Source organism: Haladaptatus sp. AB618 (genome assembly GCF_024136965.1).
Classification (GTDB): domain Archaea; phylum Halobacteriota; class Halobacteria; order Halobacteriales; family Haladaptataceae; genus Haladaptatus.
The window spans coordinates 71196-86101 of sequence record NZ_JAMYJX010000009.1 but is presented as its reverse complement, the minus strand read 5'-3'; the positions used below and the strand labels follow the sequence as shown (position 1 = coordinate 86101).

Annotated in this window: 13 protein-coding genes; 6 read left to right on the top strand and 7 right to left on the bottom strand. The window is 61.5% G+C overall.

Annotation, left to right across the window (positions count from 1 at the left end; all coding sequences use genetic code 11):
• The first annotated feature begins 62 nt into the window (after nt 1–62).
• Both NKF26_RS20955 and NKF26_RS20950 read left to right on the top strand, forming a co-directional pair.
• Complete coding sequence (locus tag NKF26_RS20955) at nt 63–2381, top strand: DEAD/DEAH box helicase (protein ID WP_253228634.1); 2319 nt, start codon at nt 63–65, stop codon at nt 2379–2381.
• A gap of 49 nt (nt 2382–2430) precedes the next feature.
• A complete protein-coding gene (locus NKF26_RS20950; RefSeq protein ID WP_253228635.1) occupies nt 2431–2877 on the top strand; it encodes a hypothetical protein in 447 nt (148 codons plus the stop codon).
• A gap of 1 nt (nt 2878) precedes the next feature.
• Here the strand turns inward: NKF26_RS20950 and NKF26_RS20945 are convergent, their stop codons facing one another.
• The 4 genes from NKF26_RS20945 to NKF26_RS24500 are packed head-to-tail and all read right to left on the bottom strand — an operon-like array spanning nt 2879 to nt 8179.
• On the bottom strand, nt 2879–3889 hold the full coding sequence (locus tag NKF26_RS20945; protein WP_253228636.1) for a hypothetical protein: 1011 nt from the start codon (nt 3887–3889) through the stop codon (nt 2879–2881).
• 60 nt (nt 3890–3949) lie between these two features.
• Complete coding sequence (locus NKF26_RS20940; protein WP_253228637.1) at nt 3950–4357, bottom strand: hypothetical protein; 408 nt, start codon at nt 4355–4357, stop codon at nt 3950–3952.
• Nucleotides 4358–4395: 38 nt separating this feature from the next.
• Nucleotides 4396–5133, bottom strand: coding sequence for a TrmB family transcriptional regulator (locus tag NKF26_RS20935; RefSeq protein WP_066138353.1), 738 nt, complete (start codon nt 5131–5133; stop codon nt 4396–4398).
• A 1-nt stretch (nt 5134) separates the two neighbouring features.
• Nucleotides 5135–8179 (bottom strand): MMPL family transporter, encoded by a 3045-nt coding sequence (locus NKF26_RS24500; RefSeq protein WP_253228638.1) that lies wholly within the window; start codon nt 8177–8179, stop codon nt 5135–5137.
• A 241-nt stretch (nt 8180–8420) separates the two neighbouring features.
• Between NKF26_RS24500 and NKF26_RS20925 the strand changes: the two genes are divergently transcribed.
• Nucleotides 8421–9509 carry a CNNM domain-containing protein gene (locus NKF26_RS20925; RefSeq protein ID WP_253228639.1) on the top strand — a complete coding sequence of 363 codons (1089 nt, stop codon included), beginning with the start codon at nt 8421–8423 and terminating at the stop codon, nt 9507–9509.
• Here the strand turns inward: NKF26_RS20925 and NKF26_RS20920 are convergent.
• A complete protein-coding gene (locus NKF26_RS20920) occupies nt 9506–9712 on the bottom strand; it encodes a hypothetical protein (RefSeq protein ID WP_253228640.1) in 207 nt (68 codons plus the stop codon). The genes NKF26_RS20925 and NKF26_RS20920 overlap by 4 nt on opposite strands.
• 72 nt (nt 9713–9784) lie before the next feature.
• Nucleotides 9785–10507 (bottom strand): rhodanese-like domain-containing protein, encoded by a 723-nt coding sequence (locus NKF26_RS20915; RefSeq protein ID WP_253228641.1) that lies wholly within the window; start codon nt 10505–10507, stop codon nt 9785–9787.
• Nucleotides 10508–10680: 173 nt separating this feature from the next.
• Here NKF26_RS20915 and NKF26_RS20910 point away from each other — a divergent pair, with 173 nt between their 5' ends.
• The gene (locus tag NKF26_RS20910) at nt 10681–11631 is read left to right on the top strand and encodes a phytoene/squalene synthase family protein (protein ID WP_253228642.1); all 951 of its coding nucleotides are present in this window, start codon (nt 10681–10683) and stop codon (nt 11629–11631) included.
• Between the two features lie 9 nt (nt 11632–11640).
• On the opposite strand, the gene thiC is transcribed toward NKF26_RS20910, so the two are convergent.
• Nucleotides 11641–13095 (bottom strand): phosphomethylpyrimidine synthase ThiC, encoded by a 1455-nt coding sequence (gene thiC, locus NKF26_RS20905; protein WP_253228643.1) that lies wholly within the window; start codon nt 13093–13095, stop codon nt 11641–11643.
• Nucleotides 13096–13182: 87 nt separating this feature from the next.
• On the opposite strand from thiC, the gene NKF26_RS20900 reads away from it, so the two are divergent.
• Nucleotides 13183–14217, top strand: a complete 1035-nt coding sequence (locus NKF26_RS20900; protein ID WP_253228644.1) for an NAD(P)-dependent alcohol dehydrogenase — start codon at nt 13183–13185, stop codon at nt 14215–14217.
• A gap of 229 nt (nt 14218–14446) precedes the next feature.
• Entirely contained in the window at nt 14447–14740 is a 294-nt protein-coding gene (locus tag NKF26_RS20895) for a hypothetical protein (protein WP_066138334.1), read from the top strand.
• The last annotated feature ends 166 nt before the right edge of the window (nt 14741–14906 follow it).

Here is a 14906-nt window from a genome sequence, read left to right as displayed (position 1 = left end):
TCGTATCGTGTGGTTCACCAGTGACGAAACCGGTTAGAACGTTCACTACCAAACACCCCACAGTGCAGAACACCATCGACTGGCTGCGCGGGCGACCCTACTACGAGGGGCAAATCGCCCGCCACGAGACGCTCCCGGGGAACGACGGTGAATTTCGGGATATCCCGCTCGAATCGCGGTTGGAATCCGCCCTCGAAACCCGTGGCATCGACCGACTCTATCGCCACCAAGCCGAGGCAGTCGAGGCGGTTCGCGGCGGGGAAAACGTCGTCATCGCCACGCAAACCGCGAGCGGGAAGAGCCTGGGGTACACCATCCCGGCGTTCGAACGCGCGATGGACCACGGCGGGCGAACGCTCTACATCGCACCGCAGAACGCCCTCATCAACGATCAGGAGGAGACATTGGACGGCCTCGCCCGCGACTTGGGGTTCGGCAGTCGCGTCTCGGTCGCCCAGTACACCGGCCGACTCGACAAGAACGAAAAGCGGGACGTGCGAAACCGACAGCCAACCGTCGTCCTCACGACGCCCGACATGCTCCATTACGCCCTGCTTCCCTACGCCCACCGGCTCTGGGATTGGTTTTTCAAGGGCCTGGAAACGGTCGTCATCGACGAAGTGCACGAGTATCGCGGCGTCTTCGGGAGCCACGTCGCGCTCGTCCTGCGCCGACTCGCGCGGATCTGTGACCGATTCGATTCGAATCCGCAGTTCGTCTGCTGTTCGGCGACCATCGGCAATCCGGTCGAACACGCGAGCGCCGTGACCGGCAAGTCCGAGTCCTCGTTCGCCCTCGTGGACGAGAACACGAGTCGCACCGGACCGACCCACTGGCTCCTCTGGAACCCGCCGGAGTACGAGGACGACCGCTACGGCGGCGCGAAACGCAGAAAATCGAATCACGGCGAAACCAAACGCATCTTCGCCGACCTCGTCACCCGCGACTGCCAGACGCTCGCGTTCACCCGTTCCCGGCAGGGTGCCGAACGCTACGCGATGGAGAGCGCGGACGAACTCAGGAACAGAGGGGAGCGCTCGCTCGCCAACGACATCGCCGCGTATCAGGCGGCCCTGCGGAACGAGCGCCGCCGGGAACTCGAAGGAGGGCTTCACTCCGGCGAGGTTCGCGGCGCGTGGAGCACGAACGCGCTGGAACTCGGCGTGGACATCGGCGGCCTGGACGCCGTCCTCCTCGACGGCTATCCCGGTACGCGCATGGCGGCGTTCCAGCAGGCCGGACGGGCCGGGCGCGGAACCGAGGCCAGCCTCGTCGCGTTCGTCGCGGGCGAGGATCAGTTGGACCAGTACCTGATGGCAAACCCGGACGAGTTCTTCGCGGGCGACCCGGAGCGGGCGGTCGTCAACCCGGAAAACGAGGAGTTGCTCCCGGAACACGTGGTCTCCGCCGCCCGCGAAACGTGGCTCTCGCCCGAAGACCGGGCGTACTTCGGCGAGAACTTCCCCGACCTCGTCGCCGCCCTCGAATCGCGGGGGGAACTCGAACGCCGCCAAACGAGCGGTGGCATCCGCTGGACGTACGATGGCGACGGAAGCCCGCAACACGATATGAGCTTGCGAACTATCGACGACCGGGAGATCGACCTGTTGGACCGTTCGAACGGGAACGTCATCGCCTCGCTCCCGTTCAGCGACGCGCTGAACGACGCCCATCGCGGCGCGATCTATCACCAGCAGGGGCAGTCCTACGAGGTCGTGGACCTCGATCTGTCGCGGGACGTGGCCGAACTCTCGCCGACGTGGGCGGATTATCACACCAAGACGCTCACTGACAAGGAGATAACCGTCGAGGAGGACCTGTCGGAGAAGACGCTCTCGACCCGCGAGGACTGTACCGTCCGCTTCGCCGAGGTGACGATGCGCGAGCAGATCACCGGATTCGAGCGACGGGACGCGAAGCGAAACGAGACGCTCGGCCGCGAATCGCTCGACCTGCCGGAACTCACGCTCCGGACCAAAGCGCTCTACTTCACGATTCCGGACGACATCGAGCGCGAGTTACGGACGATGGACGGCGATTTCAACGGCGCGATTCACGCCGCCGAACACGGGATGATTTCGCTCTTCCCGCTGGATTTGCTCTGTGACCGTAGCGACATCGGCGGTCTCTCCACGCCGCTCCACCCGCACACCGGCACGAGCACGATTTTCATCTACGATGGCTATCCCGGCGGCGTCGGACTGACCCGAGAAGGCTACGAAACCGTCGAATCGCTCATGAAAAACACGCGGGAGATGATTCGCGCCTGCGACTGCGAATCGGGATGTCCCTCCTGCGTACAGTCGCCACAGTGTGGCAACGCGAACGATCCGCTCGACAAGGAACTCGCCGAACACCTCCTCTCAGATCTCACGGACTGAGTCGGAAGGCTTTTAGGCAACCCTAAACCTAAATTAGGTTAGCCTAAACATGGACGACATCCTCCGGCAAACCCGACGCGAGATCGAGGAGTTGGCCGCTGACTCCGGTTCGTTTTCAGTCACCTGTGCCGAAACCGGCGAATGCCCGACGCCGATTACGGGTACCCGATTCGAAACACACGACGACGCCGCGCGTGCCGCCGACCTCGCACGCGAGTACCGAACCGCGCTCCGAGAACACGACCCCGACGTTCCCGAATATCGGTTCGTCGTCACCGAACTCCCGACCGATTCCCTCCAAATGGTCGGCGTCCGCGAGCGAACGAACGACGTTCGAGCCAACGGGCTTCCGCAAACCGAGCGCTCGGTCACCGTCACCAGCGACCGTGACGGAGCGTGGCTTACGATGAAAAACGCGCCGCTCGTCCATCTCGCACGGGACTGTGGTCCGGTCGGCGACGCCGCCGTCGGTCGTCAGCTCGAATCGAAACTCTAAGCTATCGAATCCGCTCCCGAAGCTCCGGGATGAGGTCGAACTCCCCGTTCGTATCGCCCAGCACGAGCAGAGAGAAGTACCCGGTGTATGCCTGAATCGGCACTCGAACCAGCGCCAGTATGAAGATGGCACAGACGATGTAGGCGACGAGGAGCACGACAAACACGGCTACTATCGCCGGATTCGAAAACATCACAGCGAGCGCGCCGAACCCGCCGAACGCGACGATCAGCAGGATTGCGACGATGGCGAACGGAATGAGGACGACGATGGACAGAAAGCCGCCCACGAGCGAAACGACGAAACTCGCCGCGATGGCGATGAAAAACCGGAGGACGAGATATATGCCGTACTGTTTCCACTCGCGCTTGAGCGTCGGCCAGAACGCCTTCCACCCGGCGAGCACACCGCCTCCTCGAACCATCATCACGGGAACGACGAACGCCTTCGTCAGCGTGTCGACTAGCGCGACGAAGAAACCGAGGACGAACAGCACCGGCACGAGGAACAGCAACGGTCCGAGCGCGACGTTTTCCGGTCCGTTGAACAGTGCTGGAACGGTGACGAGTACGATACCAGCCACCGGCAGGAGGACGATGAGAAAGAGGACGAGTTGGAAGACGAACAGCGACAGCCCTTGGCCGAGATACGACTTCGCGTATCGGCGGACGTGAACCCGTTGCGTTCGAAGCGACTCCACGAACGCGAACTCCATTATCGCCCCGATTGCGGTGAAGAGCAGGCCCAAGAACACGGCGACGACGGCGAGGACGACGAGTACCGTCGCGACGCTTTCCCAGGGAATCGAGAGGTTACCAGGGGTGACGGGGAACGAACCGCCCGACTGTGGGGAGAACTGCATATTGGTTTGCACCGGCGACGCCGTACTCGTTCCTCCGAGAAAGAACACGATGACGGCGAGCCGAAGCCACGTTCCCGCATCGAAGGGGAAGAGCAATTCGCGTGTCCCTTCGATGGCGTCCTCTAACGCGTCGACGGCGTACCAAGACATACACAGCTGTTGTTCGTCATGACTGATAAACTATCGGACAGTCAGAGTCCGAAAACGCCCTCAGACGGAGCGATGCCACAGGTGAGCGATGTACTCCTCGGGCAACAACAGTACGTTGTAGGTGAACGTCGTCTGTACCCCGACGACGAGAAAGGCGAGCAGGCCGTGCAGCACGAACGTGAGGAGGTAGCTGACCAGCAGGTTACCGATGGTGGCGAAGACGTGGACGAACGACGTGGCCTTCGTCTTCTTGTCCATGTCCGGTTCGGCAGTTACGTCGCCGAACGTGAGGAGCGCAAGCAGTCCGAACGCCACGATGGCACCGCCGACGTACGCGAACACCTCGGCCGCCGACGGGGTGCCGAACTGGCTCAGCAGGAGCCCACCACCGCCCCAAATGGAAAGCGTGTAGCCATATGCCCGTGCTTCCGAGAGTAGGTTTCTGGAAAGCCGGCGCTGCGGGTTCATACCTGCTATTGATTCGACTGAAAGAAAGGCGTATTGGGTTATTCGCCGATCGCGTCTTCGATCTGTGAGCTGACCGTTTGACACAGGATCGCCGAGAATCCCGTTTGGGAACTCCAAATCGCACTTTCGTGATCACCGAGGATGCTGATGAGGACGGTATCGTCGTCCACGATGAGCATGCGTCCCGCGGGTTCGGCGTGGGGTTTGTCGTGGCGGATGACGACTCGGAGATCACTGAAGTGTTCCTGCATCGATGGGTCCTGGGAGATGATGAGGACATCGACGCCCGCATCCGACCGCTCGTGGAGGATCTCGACGAGCCGATCCGTATACAGCGACTCGTCGTGGAGACCGAAGACGATCCTCGATTCGGCCTCCTCCATCAGCTGTTCGATTCGACTGGTGACGGCGTTCTCGCCGTCGATGGACCAGACGTCCTCCCGCTCGCTCTCGGTATCGACGAACTCGTTCTGTGCCGATTCGAGATAGTCGAACGCGCGTTGCTGTGCGCGCTCGAAGCGGTCGCGGAGGTGCGATTTCGCCGCCGCCAAACTCACGGGGCGATACTGGATCGGCTTCGACTGTTTTACCTCCACGAGTCCGCGCTCCTGGAGGTCATCCGCCGCACCGTACACCTGTGACCGTGGCACGTCGGTGACGCCATGGATGTCCCGAGCGGTTCCGATCCCCAACTTCTGAAGCGCGATGAACACCTTGGCCTCGTAGTTCGAGAGGCCGAGGTCGGTCAGCGCGTCGATGGCGTCAGTTTCGTCCATGTCAGTCCTCACTTGGGGATGTGGCTGCGTCGGACTTGGTTTCGATGGTTCCGCGCGCACCCGGTCCGAAGTAGCGCGTCCAGACGACGAGCAGGCTCGGGAGCACCAGCACGCTCGCGATGAACGCGTAGATGATGGTCAGTCCGGTGATGATACCGAACTGCTGGAGCGCGGGCAGGATGGCGAAGGCGAGAACGCCGAAGCCACCCACGGTCGTCGCCGCACTGCCGAGCAGTGCGCCGCCGGTACCGGTGAGGCTGACGTGCAACGCTTCCCAGACCGAACCCTGTCGTTCGAGCTCCACGTTGTAGCGTTCCGAGAGGTGGATGCTGTACGCGACGCCCAGCCCGACCGTGAGGCTCGTAATCATCCCGGTCAGGATGTTGAACGGCATGTCGAGGAGGTACATCGTCCCCAGAATCCACGCCACGCTGAACACGACCGGGAGCAGGGTGACCGCTCCGAGGGTCGCGCTGCCTTCCGTGAGGCGGTAGATGAGCATCAGGAAGGCGAACACGGCGACCATCGTGATGATGAGACTTTCGATGACCGTGTTCAACAGGTCCTTCTGGATGATTTCGAAGACGATGGACTGTCCCGTCGCCGTCGCTTCGAGGCCGTCGAAGGAGTCAGCCACGTCACGCATCTGCGTCGTGACAGCCGAACTCGACGCGCCGCCCTTCAGCGAGATGGCGACGCGAAGCGCGTCGTAGTCCCCGTTATCGCGGTGAATCACACCGGCCGCTTGGTCCGGCGCGGCGGCGAACAGTCCATCGTACACCTTCTTCAGGTTCTTGTCGGGTACGCCATTGCCGTCCGTATCCGCCGTGGTGAACGTTTTGTTGAACGTCGCGTTCTCGGCGGCGACTTGTTCCATCACCGACAGCGGACCCTCGACCTGCGGTTCGTCGTTCGAGAGCTTGATCGTCACGTCCTTCTTGCCCGCTTTCTCCTTCGCCCGATGCACCTGTTCGAGGGTGTTATCTTTCGTAATATCCCCCTGTACCAGTATCTGTGCCTGTGAATCCTGCCTGACGAAGTTGTCGTTTACGTAGTCGAGGTTTTTCTTGGCCGAGTAGTTCCCGGGCTTGAACGGTTCCGGAAGCTGTTTCGTCCAGTGTGGCGGGCTGTCCGCGAGGAAGTCCGTCTGCGAGAAACTCGTGTCCACTTTGGTCGCCCCGTAGCCACCCGCCGCGCTGACGAGCAGGGTGAGGACGATGACCACGAGCGGCGCTTTACGTGCCGCCGTCGCACCGACCGTCAGGACGCGTCCGAGGACACCGCCGCCGGTTCCGAACGCATGCTTCCGGCGGTCGAAGCCGCGCGATTCGAGGAACTCGTCGGATTCGACTTTGAGCGCCGGAATCAGTCCGCCGAAGATGACGAGCGCTGCGATGATACCGACCGAACTCACGACGCCGAAGTCCTGAATCGGTGGGAGCGGGCTGACCATGTTCGAGAGGAAACCGATGACCGTCGTCGCGGTCACCCACGTCAGCGCCGCACCGACGCTGATGAGCGCGACGCGCATCGACCCGCGAACGTCCGCATCAGGGTGCTCTTCGCGCTCCTCGCGGTGACGCATGAAGACGTGAATCGCGTAGTCGATGGCCAGCCCGATGAGCAGGACCGGCACCGCGATGAACATCTGGTTGAAGGTGATACCGGCCCATCCCATCGCGCCGAACGTCCAGACGAGGACGAAGACGATGCCCACCACACCCAGAAGGATGTCGAGCAGGTCGCGGTACGCGATGATGAGCGTCAGGATGACGAACAGAAGCGCCAGCGGGCCGACGATGGCGAGGCTGTCGGTCATCGACTGGTTGATCTCCTCGCTGATGATGCCGCTCCCGAAGACGAGCGCGTCGTCGTCGAACTCGTCGTTCGCGATGGTTTTCATCCCCTGTTGGGTCGAGACGAGGATATCGGACGTGTCACCCTCCATCGACGACTGGCTCTTCTGTTTCTGGAAGACGACCATCATCGTCGCGTTGGCCGTGGTCGATCCGGGGTCGTAGGAGGTCGGCATGAACGCCAACGCCTGGCTCGCCATGCCGCTCGAACCGCTGCTGTCGCCGGAGAGAACGGTCTTCGTCACGGAGTCGATCTGCGACTGGTTCATCGACTGCAACTTGTCGATTTCCTGGGCAAGCGTCGGCATCGAGCCGTTTTGGAGCGCCTCCTGTCTCTGTTGCAGTTTCTTGCTCTGCTCGCCGAGTTTCTGGTACTCGTCGGCCAGCACGCCTTGCGTGCCGAGTTTGTACACCTTGCCGAACTGCGACTGAATCTCCCCTGCCTGCTGCTTGTAGGTCGATTGGTTGATCTGACCCTGCTGGTAGGAGGCGTTCAAGCCGTCGAGTTTGGCCTGCAAGCCGCGTGCCTGCGTCGCTGATTTGTTGAACGTCGCTCCCTGTTCGGCGGAGAGGTTTGCGGTCGCCTTCGTACGCACCCCGGAGAGTTGGGCTTCGATCCTCGCGGACTGGTTTTGGTACGCCGCGTCGTCGACCTGTCCGGATTCGTGGGACGCGTTCAACTGATCGTATTTGGCCTGCAGCCCGCGTGTTTGGTTGAGCGAGTCACTCAGCCCCTGCGCCGTTCGATTGAGCTGTTGGCCCCGCTGTTTGAGTTCCGCACCATCGGCACGGAGTTTCGCGACCTTGTCCTGTTGAATCGCGGCGATTGCGATGACGTTTGCGACGCCGCTGGTCGACGTCCCGTTCGACAACGTCGCGTTGATGGTCTCGTTCTCGTGCAGGCGCTGTTGGAACTGCAACGAGTTCACGAGTTCCTTCTTGCTCAGAACGTTATCGCCTTTGACGATGACCTGTACTGTCGTGGTGTTCTCGTTTCCGGTCGAGAAGTTCGAGTTGATGAAATCCAGCTTCTTCGCGGCCGCACTGTCGCTCTGGAACTGGTCGAGCGACGACGACTGCTCGATCATCGGTGCCCCTGCACCGAGGAGCACAGTGATGACGAGGAGCACAGCGATGACCGCGCGGCTGTGCTCGGTTACGTTTCCGAAAACCCGGTCGAGGAGGCTCACGAGCGCCCTCCCGGGCCATGACGGTGTTGAATCATAGCTGTTGTTAGAATACTACTGACAGCGTTGTCAAAAAGGTGGAGGTTTCCATTCGGACCATGACATGAAGACACAGACCACTTTCTCGAAACGCGAGTTGTTGGCGAGATAAAGGGGCAGACATCACAGTCGTCGAACGGTTTGCCACCAATGGTCGGACGGTTTGCCACCAACGTTACCACCGTGCTCGATGGAGAGTCACCTAATGATAGATCTGCTCACCGTCCTCGGGATACTCGGTGGAATATTCCTCCTACTGATGAACGGCTTCTTCGTCGTCACGGAGTTCGCCATGACGCGGGTTCGGCAGTTCGACAAGGCCGAGTTCGACGAGTCGAAGGGACTCCAACGCGCGTGGGAGATGACCGACCGCCTCGAAATCTACCTCTCTGGGTGCCAGGTCGGAATCACTATCGCCAGCGTCGGACTGGGCGTGGTCGCCGAACCGGCGGTCGTCGCGGCGTTTCATCCGATCATCGAAGCCGTCGGGATCGGTAGCGGGTCCACCGAGGCCTTTTCGGCGGTCCTCGCGCTCGCCGTCATCAACCTCATGCACATCATCATCGGCGAACAAGCGCCGACCTACTTCGGCATCGAGCGAACGAAGTTCGCGGCGCGATACGGGTCAGGAGTGCTGTACTGGTGGACGAAACTGATGTACCCCGTCATCATCCTCGCCGACAAAACCGCGAAGGGACTGCTCTCGCTGTTCGGTATCGACATCGAACGCTCCTGGACCGAGGGCGAAGAGGGCGAGGACGGCGAGCAGGAAATCGCGAGCAGGGCCGACCTGCATCGGCGGATGGGGGACGTTCTCGCCGCAGTGGAGGACCTCCCGGAGGAACGGGAGCAAGAAATCTTGGCCGCGCTCCAGATCGAACGCGTTCCGGTCCGGAACATCATGATCCCACGCGAGGACATCGTGGCCCTCTCGACCACGGAGCCGATCGAGGAGAACATCCGACGGATGCAAGAGACCCCAGTCGTTCGATTCCCCCTCATCGACGGGTCGCTGGACGAGTTCCGGGGCATCATCTACGCACCTAGCATCATCGGTCAGTACGACGAACTCAGGGACGGGGAGGTCTCCCTAACCGACATCGCACACGACCCCATGACGGTCGCTGGCGACACGAGCGTCGCCGACGCCATCGACCTGTTTCAGGCGCAACATCAGGAACTCGCGTTGGTGTTGGACGGAAGCGACGTCATCGGGTTGGTGACGGCGACGGACGCGTTCGAGGAGGTCCTCGGGGAGTTGGAGGATCCGACCGACAGAGAAGTCCCGGCTTAGTCGTGAAACTCACGCGCGTCTTCCGCCCGCATCGTCTTCCACTCGCCGTCCTCGGTTCGTACCTGCACGTATCCGTCCGGAATCTCCGCTTCGACCGTCTCGACGTGCGTTTCGAGGAGATGCGATTCGTACTGATTCAACGCGGCTCGCTCGGATGGCGCGATGGCCACCCAACCGCAGTCCGCTTGACTGCACCGAATCATCGAGTGTCGCCAACACACCACGGGTACTATAAAGGTTGAGAAACGCCTTTGAAATAGATTGGTGGTTGAAATCTACGTTCCGGTGATGGTTCCGGAGGAGAGGTCCCCGATAGTCCCCTTCACGGTGTAGTCCGGCGTCTGAACCGTAATCATCGACTGCGGTGTCACGTCGTAGAATTTGAGGTCGAGCGAATACGTGCTGTCCCCTCGGATTCCCGTTGCTTCCCGTTGGCCCGTCTTTGGATGGCGCGCCCACGCCGTTTTTCCGGCGGAGACTGAATCAGCGACGCCATCGATTTCGTAGGATTTGGGCGAGTTTGACGTATCTGCCCCCTCGATGGGATAGCCCTTGTCGTGCCACACCCAGAATCCCTCGTCGATGACGTAGACGTTTTCATATCCGTCGTTCATCAGCTTTCCTGCACGCATCGACGAGAGGTGGTGGGGACAGCCACAGTAACAGACGATTCGGTCTTTTTTCCCCCACCGAGAGACCGGGTCGTCCTTCTCGAATCCGTCCGGCGCAGGACTGAGCACCGCACCCTCGATGTGGGACGTGTCGTACTGCGTTTTTCCACGGGCGTCGGCGAACTCGGCACTGCCTTTTTCGTACCACTCGTGAACGACCGATATCGGTGCGAGCGGTACGTGAGCACCATATCGTTCCACCGTATCGAACCCCTCCTCGGATTTCGGATTCGAGTCCGAATCCGAACCAAACACGGTTCGGCCGAGACAGCCGCTCAATCCCGCGACCGGAACGGCACTCGTTGCCAGAAACTCACGCCGATTCATTACCGAGTCCGTAGCAGTTGCTTGGCAATTAACTTTATTGATGATATTTTGGATCGTATTTCAATCCTTCAAACGCCCCAAATCGGCAAATGAGGACAGTAACCTAACTGGTTTGGGATCGTCTTTTTTCAAAATAACGACGTACCAACTACTATTCTCGGGGCACATACGCCATGAAAGACACACACGTAGAAGCCGGGAAGGCGATACAGCAGCAAACCGGGAAGACGTTTCACCTCGCGACTCGGTTACTGCCCGAGCGAGTGCGCCATCCGACCTACGTGTTGTATGGCTTCTTCCGGATCTGTGACGAAGTGGTGGACGACGCTGCCGACGTTCCACCTGAAGAACAGGCGAAGCGACTGGAGTCGCTTCGAAACCAAGCGCTCGGGTCGAAACCGCCCGACGACCCCGTGCTGGAGGCGTTCAACGACCTCCGCGAGTCGCACGGAATCGCGGACGAGGAAGTGGCCGTCTTCATCGACGCGATGGCCGCCGACATCGAGAAATCGCGCTACGAGAACTACGAGGAGTTGGAGGAGTACATGCGCGGGTCGGCCGCCGCCGTCGGCCAGATGATGACCTCGGTGATGAACCCGGCTAACCCCGACCGGGCGCGACCGCACGCCACCGCGCTCGGCGAGGCGTTCCAACTCACGAACTTCCTGCGGGACGTGCGCGAGGACGTCGAAGACCGGAACCGGATTTACCTGCCACGGACGACGCGGGAACGCCACGGCGTCACGGACGAGCAGATCGGACGACTCGAATTCACCGACGGGTTCGCGGCCGTCATGCACGACGAACTCCGCCGCGCGGAGGCGCTGTATCGGGAGGGCGTCGCTGGCATCCAGTATCTCCCCGAGGATTGCCAGTTCGCCGTGTTGCTCGCGGCCGTGCTGTACGCCGAGTACCATCGCGTGATTCGAGCGCAGGGCTACGACGTTCTCTCCCGGGAACCGTCGTTCGGGACCACCAGAAAACTCGTGTTGCTCGCCAAGACTCGCTGGCACTGGCGAAAGACGGGCGACCCGGAAACCGTCTTCCGCGCCGTGAGTCCGGTCGGAACGCCCGAGCATCGAGGGTCGGACGTGGAGCGCCGGGATACGCTTCCGACGCGGTAACGACGACGTTCAGTCGTCGGAACGCGCTTCGTCCGGTCGCCCCCCGTCAGATTCGCTCGCGAAGTCCGGCAACTCCGGAACGGCAGTCGTATCGTGTGAACCGGTCGGCGGGAGGTTGACCGCCGCTGCGGGGGAGCCGTCGAGATCGGTTTTCGTGTTCAACGCCGTCATCTCGCCGTCGGCTTCGCGGGCGTCCTGGTCGATTCGCATCGAACAGAACTCCACGCCACACATCGAGCAGAAGCGAGCGTCCTTGTAGTTGTCCCCGGGGAGCGTCTGGTCGTGATACGACATCGCGCGTTCGGAATCGAGCGCGAGGTCGAACTGGCGTCGCCAGTCGAACTCGTAGCGGGCCTCCGAGAGGGCGTCGTCCCAGTCCCGCGCGCCGGGCAACCCGTTCGCCACGTCCCCGGCGTGAGCAGCGATACGGTAGGCCGCGAGTCCGTCCCGAACGTCCTCTTCGTCCGGAAGCCCGAGGTGTTCTTTCGGAGTCACGTAACAGAGCATGGCCGCACCGGCGCGGGCCGCTTCGGTCGCGCCGATGGAACTCGTGATGTGGTCGTAGCCGGGCGCGATGTCGGTGACGAGCGGCCCGAGGACGTAGAACGGCGCACCGTCACAGACCTCCTGCTGGCGTTCGACGTTCATCGCTATCTTGTCCATCGGAACGTGGCCCGGTCCCTCGACCATTACTTGGACCCCGTGGTCCTGTGCGACCCCCGTCAGTTCGCCGAGCGTGTCCAACTCGGCGAACTGCGCGTCGTCGCAGGCGTCGGCCAGACACCCCGGACGGAGACTGTCCCCGAGGCTGAACGTCACGTCGTGTTCGGCGAATATCTCGCAGATCTCCTCGAATTTTACGTACAGCGGGTTCTGCATCCCGTTTTCCTCCATCCACTGTGCGAGAAGCGAGCCGCCTCGGGAGACGATGCCCGTCTTTCGCCCGTCCGTGAGCGGCAGGTGTTCCATCAGGATGCCCGCGTGAATCGTCATGTAATCGACGCCCTGCTCGGCCTGTTTCCGGATGACGTCAAGGAGCAGTTCGTGCGTGAGGTCCGCAACGTCATCGACGCGCGTGACGGCTCCGTAGAGGGGAACCGTGCCGACAGGAATCGGGGAGTACCGGACGTTCGTCTCCCGTATCTCGTCGAGGTTTCCGCCGGTACTCAGATCCATCACGGTGTCCGCCCCGTAGTGAACCGCCGTGTGCAGTTTCCGGAGTTCGCCTTCGAGACCGCTCGTCGTCTCGCTGTTGCCGATGTTCGCGTTGACCTTCGTCGCGAACTCGCGGCCGATTATCATCGGGTCGAGCGCGTCGTGGTCGTGATTGGCCGGAATGACCGCCTGCCCGTCCGCGACCTGTTCGCGGACGAACTCGGCGTCCCTGTTCTCCCGCTCCGCGACCCGCTCCATCGCCGCGGTTATCTCCCCGGCGCGAGCGCGTTGGAGTTGTGTTTTCGGCATCGATTACTAGGTCATATTACTCGGTGATAACTCTTGCCGATGACGACGGGCACCAACGTTGACGGCGATTCGGCACGAAGCGGGGGTATGCACGTCGCAGTCCTCGACGAACCCGGTTCGTTCGTCGTCGAAGAGCGAGAGAGACCGAACCCAAGTCCCGACGAGGTGGTCGTGAAGATAGGCGAGGTCGGCATCTGCGGGTCCGACGTTCACTACTACGAACACGGCCGAATCGGCGACTACGTGGTCGAATCGCCGCTCGTCCTCGGGCACGAGAGCGCGGGCGAAGTCGTCGCCGTCGGTGAGAATGCCGAGGGTGATTTCGGCGTCGGCGACAGGGTGACGCTCGAACCCGGCGTCCCCTGTCGGCGCTGTGCCCACTGCAAGCGCGGCGAGTACAACCTCTGTCCCGACGTGACGTTCATGGCGACCCCGCCCGACGACGGCGCGTTCGCGGAGTTCGTCGCGTGGCCCGCCGACTTCACCTATCGGCTTCCGGACGACGTTTCGACCCGAGAGGGTGCACTCTGTGAACCGCTCAGCGTCGGGATTCATGCTGCTCGACGCGGAAACGTCGACGTCGGCGACTCCGTGCTCGTTACCGGGTGTGGACCCATCGGTCTATTGGCGATGGAAGCCGCGAACGCGGCCGGGGCGACCGAGGTGTTCATCTCGGACGTCGTCCCCGAAAAACTCGCGCTGGCCGAGTCGCGGGGCGCGGATGCGACCATCGACGTGAGCGAGGAGGACCTCGGCGAAGCGGTCTCCCGACTCACGGACGGCGAGGGCGTGGACGTGGTCATCGAAGCCTCCGGCGCAACCCCGGCGATTCGAACCACCATCGATGCGGTGCGGCGGGGTGGGACCATCGTCCTCATCGGCCTTTCACAGGACGACGAAATCCCGCTCGCCACGGGCGACATCATCGACAACGAACTCGACGTTCGCGGGTCGTTCCGCTACCGGAACACGTACCCTGCGGCCATTCAGTTGCTGGCGGACGGCGCGGTCGACGTCGAAGGTATCGTGGATTTCGAGATGGAACTGTCGGATGTCGGCGAGGCGTTCGAGCGAGCGAAGGCGTTAGGAACCGTGAAAGGAATGATTTCGATTTCCGACTAGCGCGTCCTGAAAACCGGCCGGAGGAGTAGATTTTTTCGAAGTACAACGTCCAATGTCTGTGAAGTTAGGACATGGTCAGCGACAACACGATTCTAAGAGACGCTTTACCGTGGTAATCTCTGTCGAAATTTTTACTCGCTAATGAGTAAACCTTATCAACGTCAGTCCGCTACGGTGCGTTGATGAACGAAACGAGCAACAAAACGAGCACAGAGGAGGTCGAACGATAATGTGGCAAGACATCGTTTTCCTGTGCGGGAGCGTCTTTTCGCTTCTCGTCCTCGTGCCGACCCTCCGCGATTCCATGGCGAACGTACCGCTCGGAACGTCCCTTCCATCGGCCATTATCGGTATCATCTACGGGACTGCGTTCCTCACGCTCGGTATGCAACTCTCCGCTGGCGGGTCGCTTCTCACGGGAATCATGTGGAGTCTCATCGCGTTCCTTCGGTCGCCGAATCCGCTCTCCGATTCCGAGCCAGAAACGCACGCCGGATATTCTACCCCGCAACACGCGGACTGAAGTCGCGAAAACACGCGGACCGACACAACGAACGACGAAAGCCGAAACGGCAATTCTCGATTTTTGTCGACCGAAACCACGACGACGAGCGGTCGCGCTGGCCACAACCAACACGACCACCGATCATCGTCCGCAACCGCCGATTACCGTCCGCAACCGCCGATTA

Bases quoted from the DNA above. Each gene is read 5' to 3' on its own strand.
- NKF26_RS20950 (WP_253228635.1), top strand. From the start codon at position 2,431: ATGGACGACATCCTCCGGCAAACCCGACGCGAGATCGAGGAGTTGGCC.
- thiC (WP_253228643.1), bottom strand. From the start codon at position 13,095: ATGCCGAAAACACAACTCCAACGCGCTCGCGCCGGGGAGATAACCGCG.
- NKF26_RS20925 (WP_253228639.1), top strand. From the start codon at position 8,421: ATGATAGATCTGCTCACCGTCCTCGGGATACTCGGTGGAATATTCCTC.
- NKF26_RS20915 (WP_253228641.1), bottom strand. From the start codon at position 10,507: ATGAATCGGCGTGAGTTTCTGGCAACGAGTGCCGTTCCGGTCGCGGGA.
- NKF26_RS20935 (WP_066138353.1), bottom strand. From the start codon at position 5,133: ATGGACGAAACTGACGCCATCGACGCGCTGACCGACCTCGGCCTCTCG.
- NKF26_RS20910 (WP_253228642.1), top strand. From the start codon at position 10,681: ATGAAAGACACACACGTAGAAGCCGGGAAGGCGATACAGCAGCAAACC.
- NKF26_RS20895 (WP_066138334.1), top strand. From the start codon at position 14,447: ATGTGGCAAGACATCGTTTTCCTGTGCGGGAGCGTCTTTTCGCTTCTC.
- NKF26_RS20945 (WP_253228636.1), bottom strand. From the start codon at position 3,889: ATGTCTTGGTACGCCGTCGACGCGTTAGAGGACGCCATCGAAGGGACA.
- NKF26_RS20920 (WP_253228640.1), bottom strand. From the start codon at position 9,712: ATGATTCGGTGCAGTCAAGCGGACTGCGGTTGGGTGGCCATCGCGCCA.
- NKF26_RS20940 (WP_253228637.1), bottom strand. From the start codon at position 4,357: ATGAACCCGCAGCGCCGGCTTTCCAGAAACCTACTCTCGGAAGCACGG.
- NKF26_RS20900 (WP_253228644.1), top strand. From the start codon at position 13,183: ATGCACGTCGCAGTCCTCGACGAACCCGGTTCGTTCGTCGTCGAAGAG.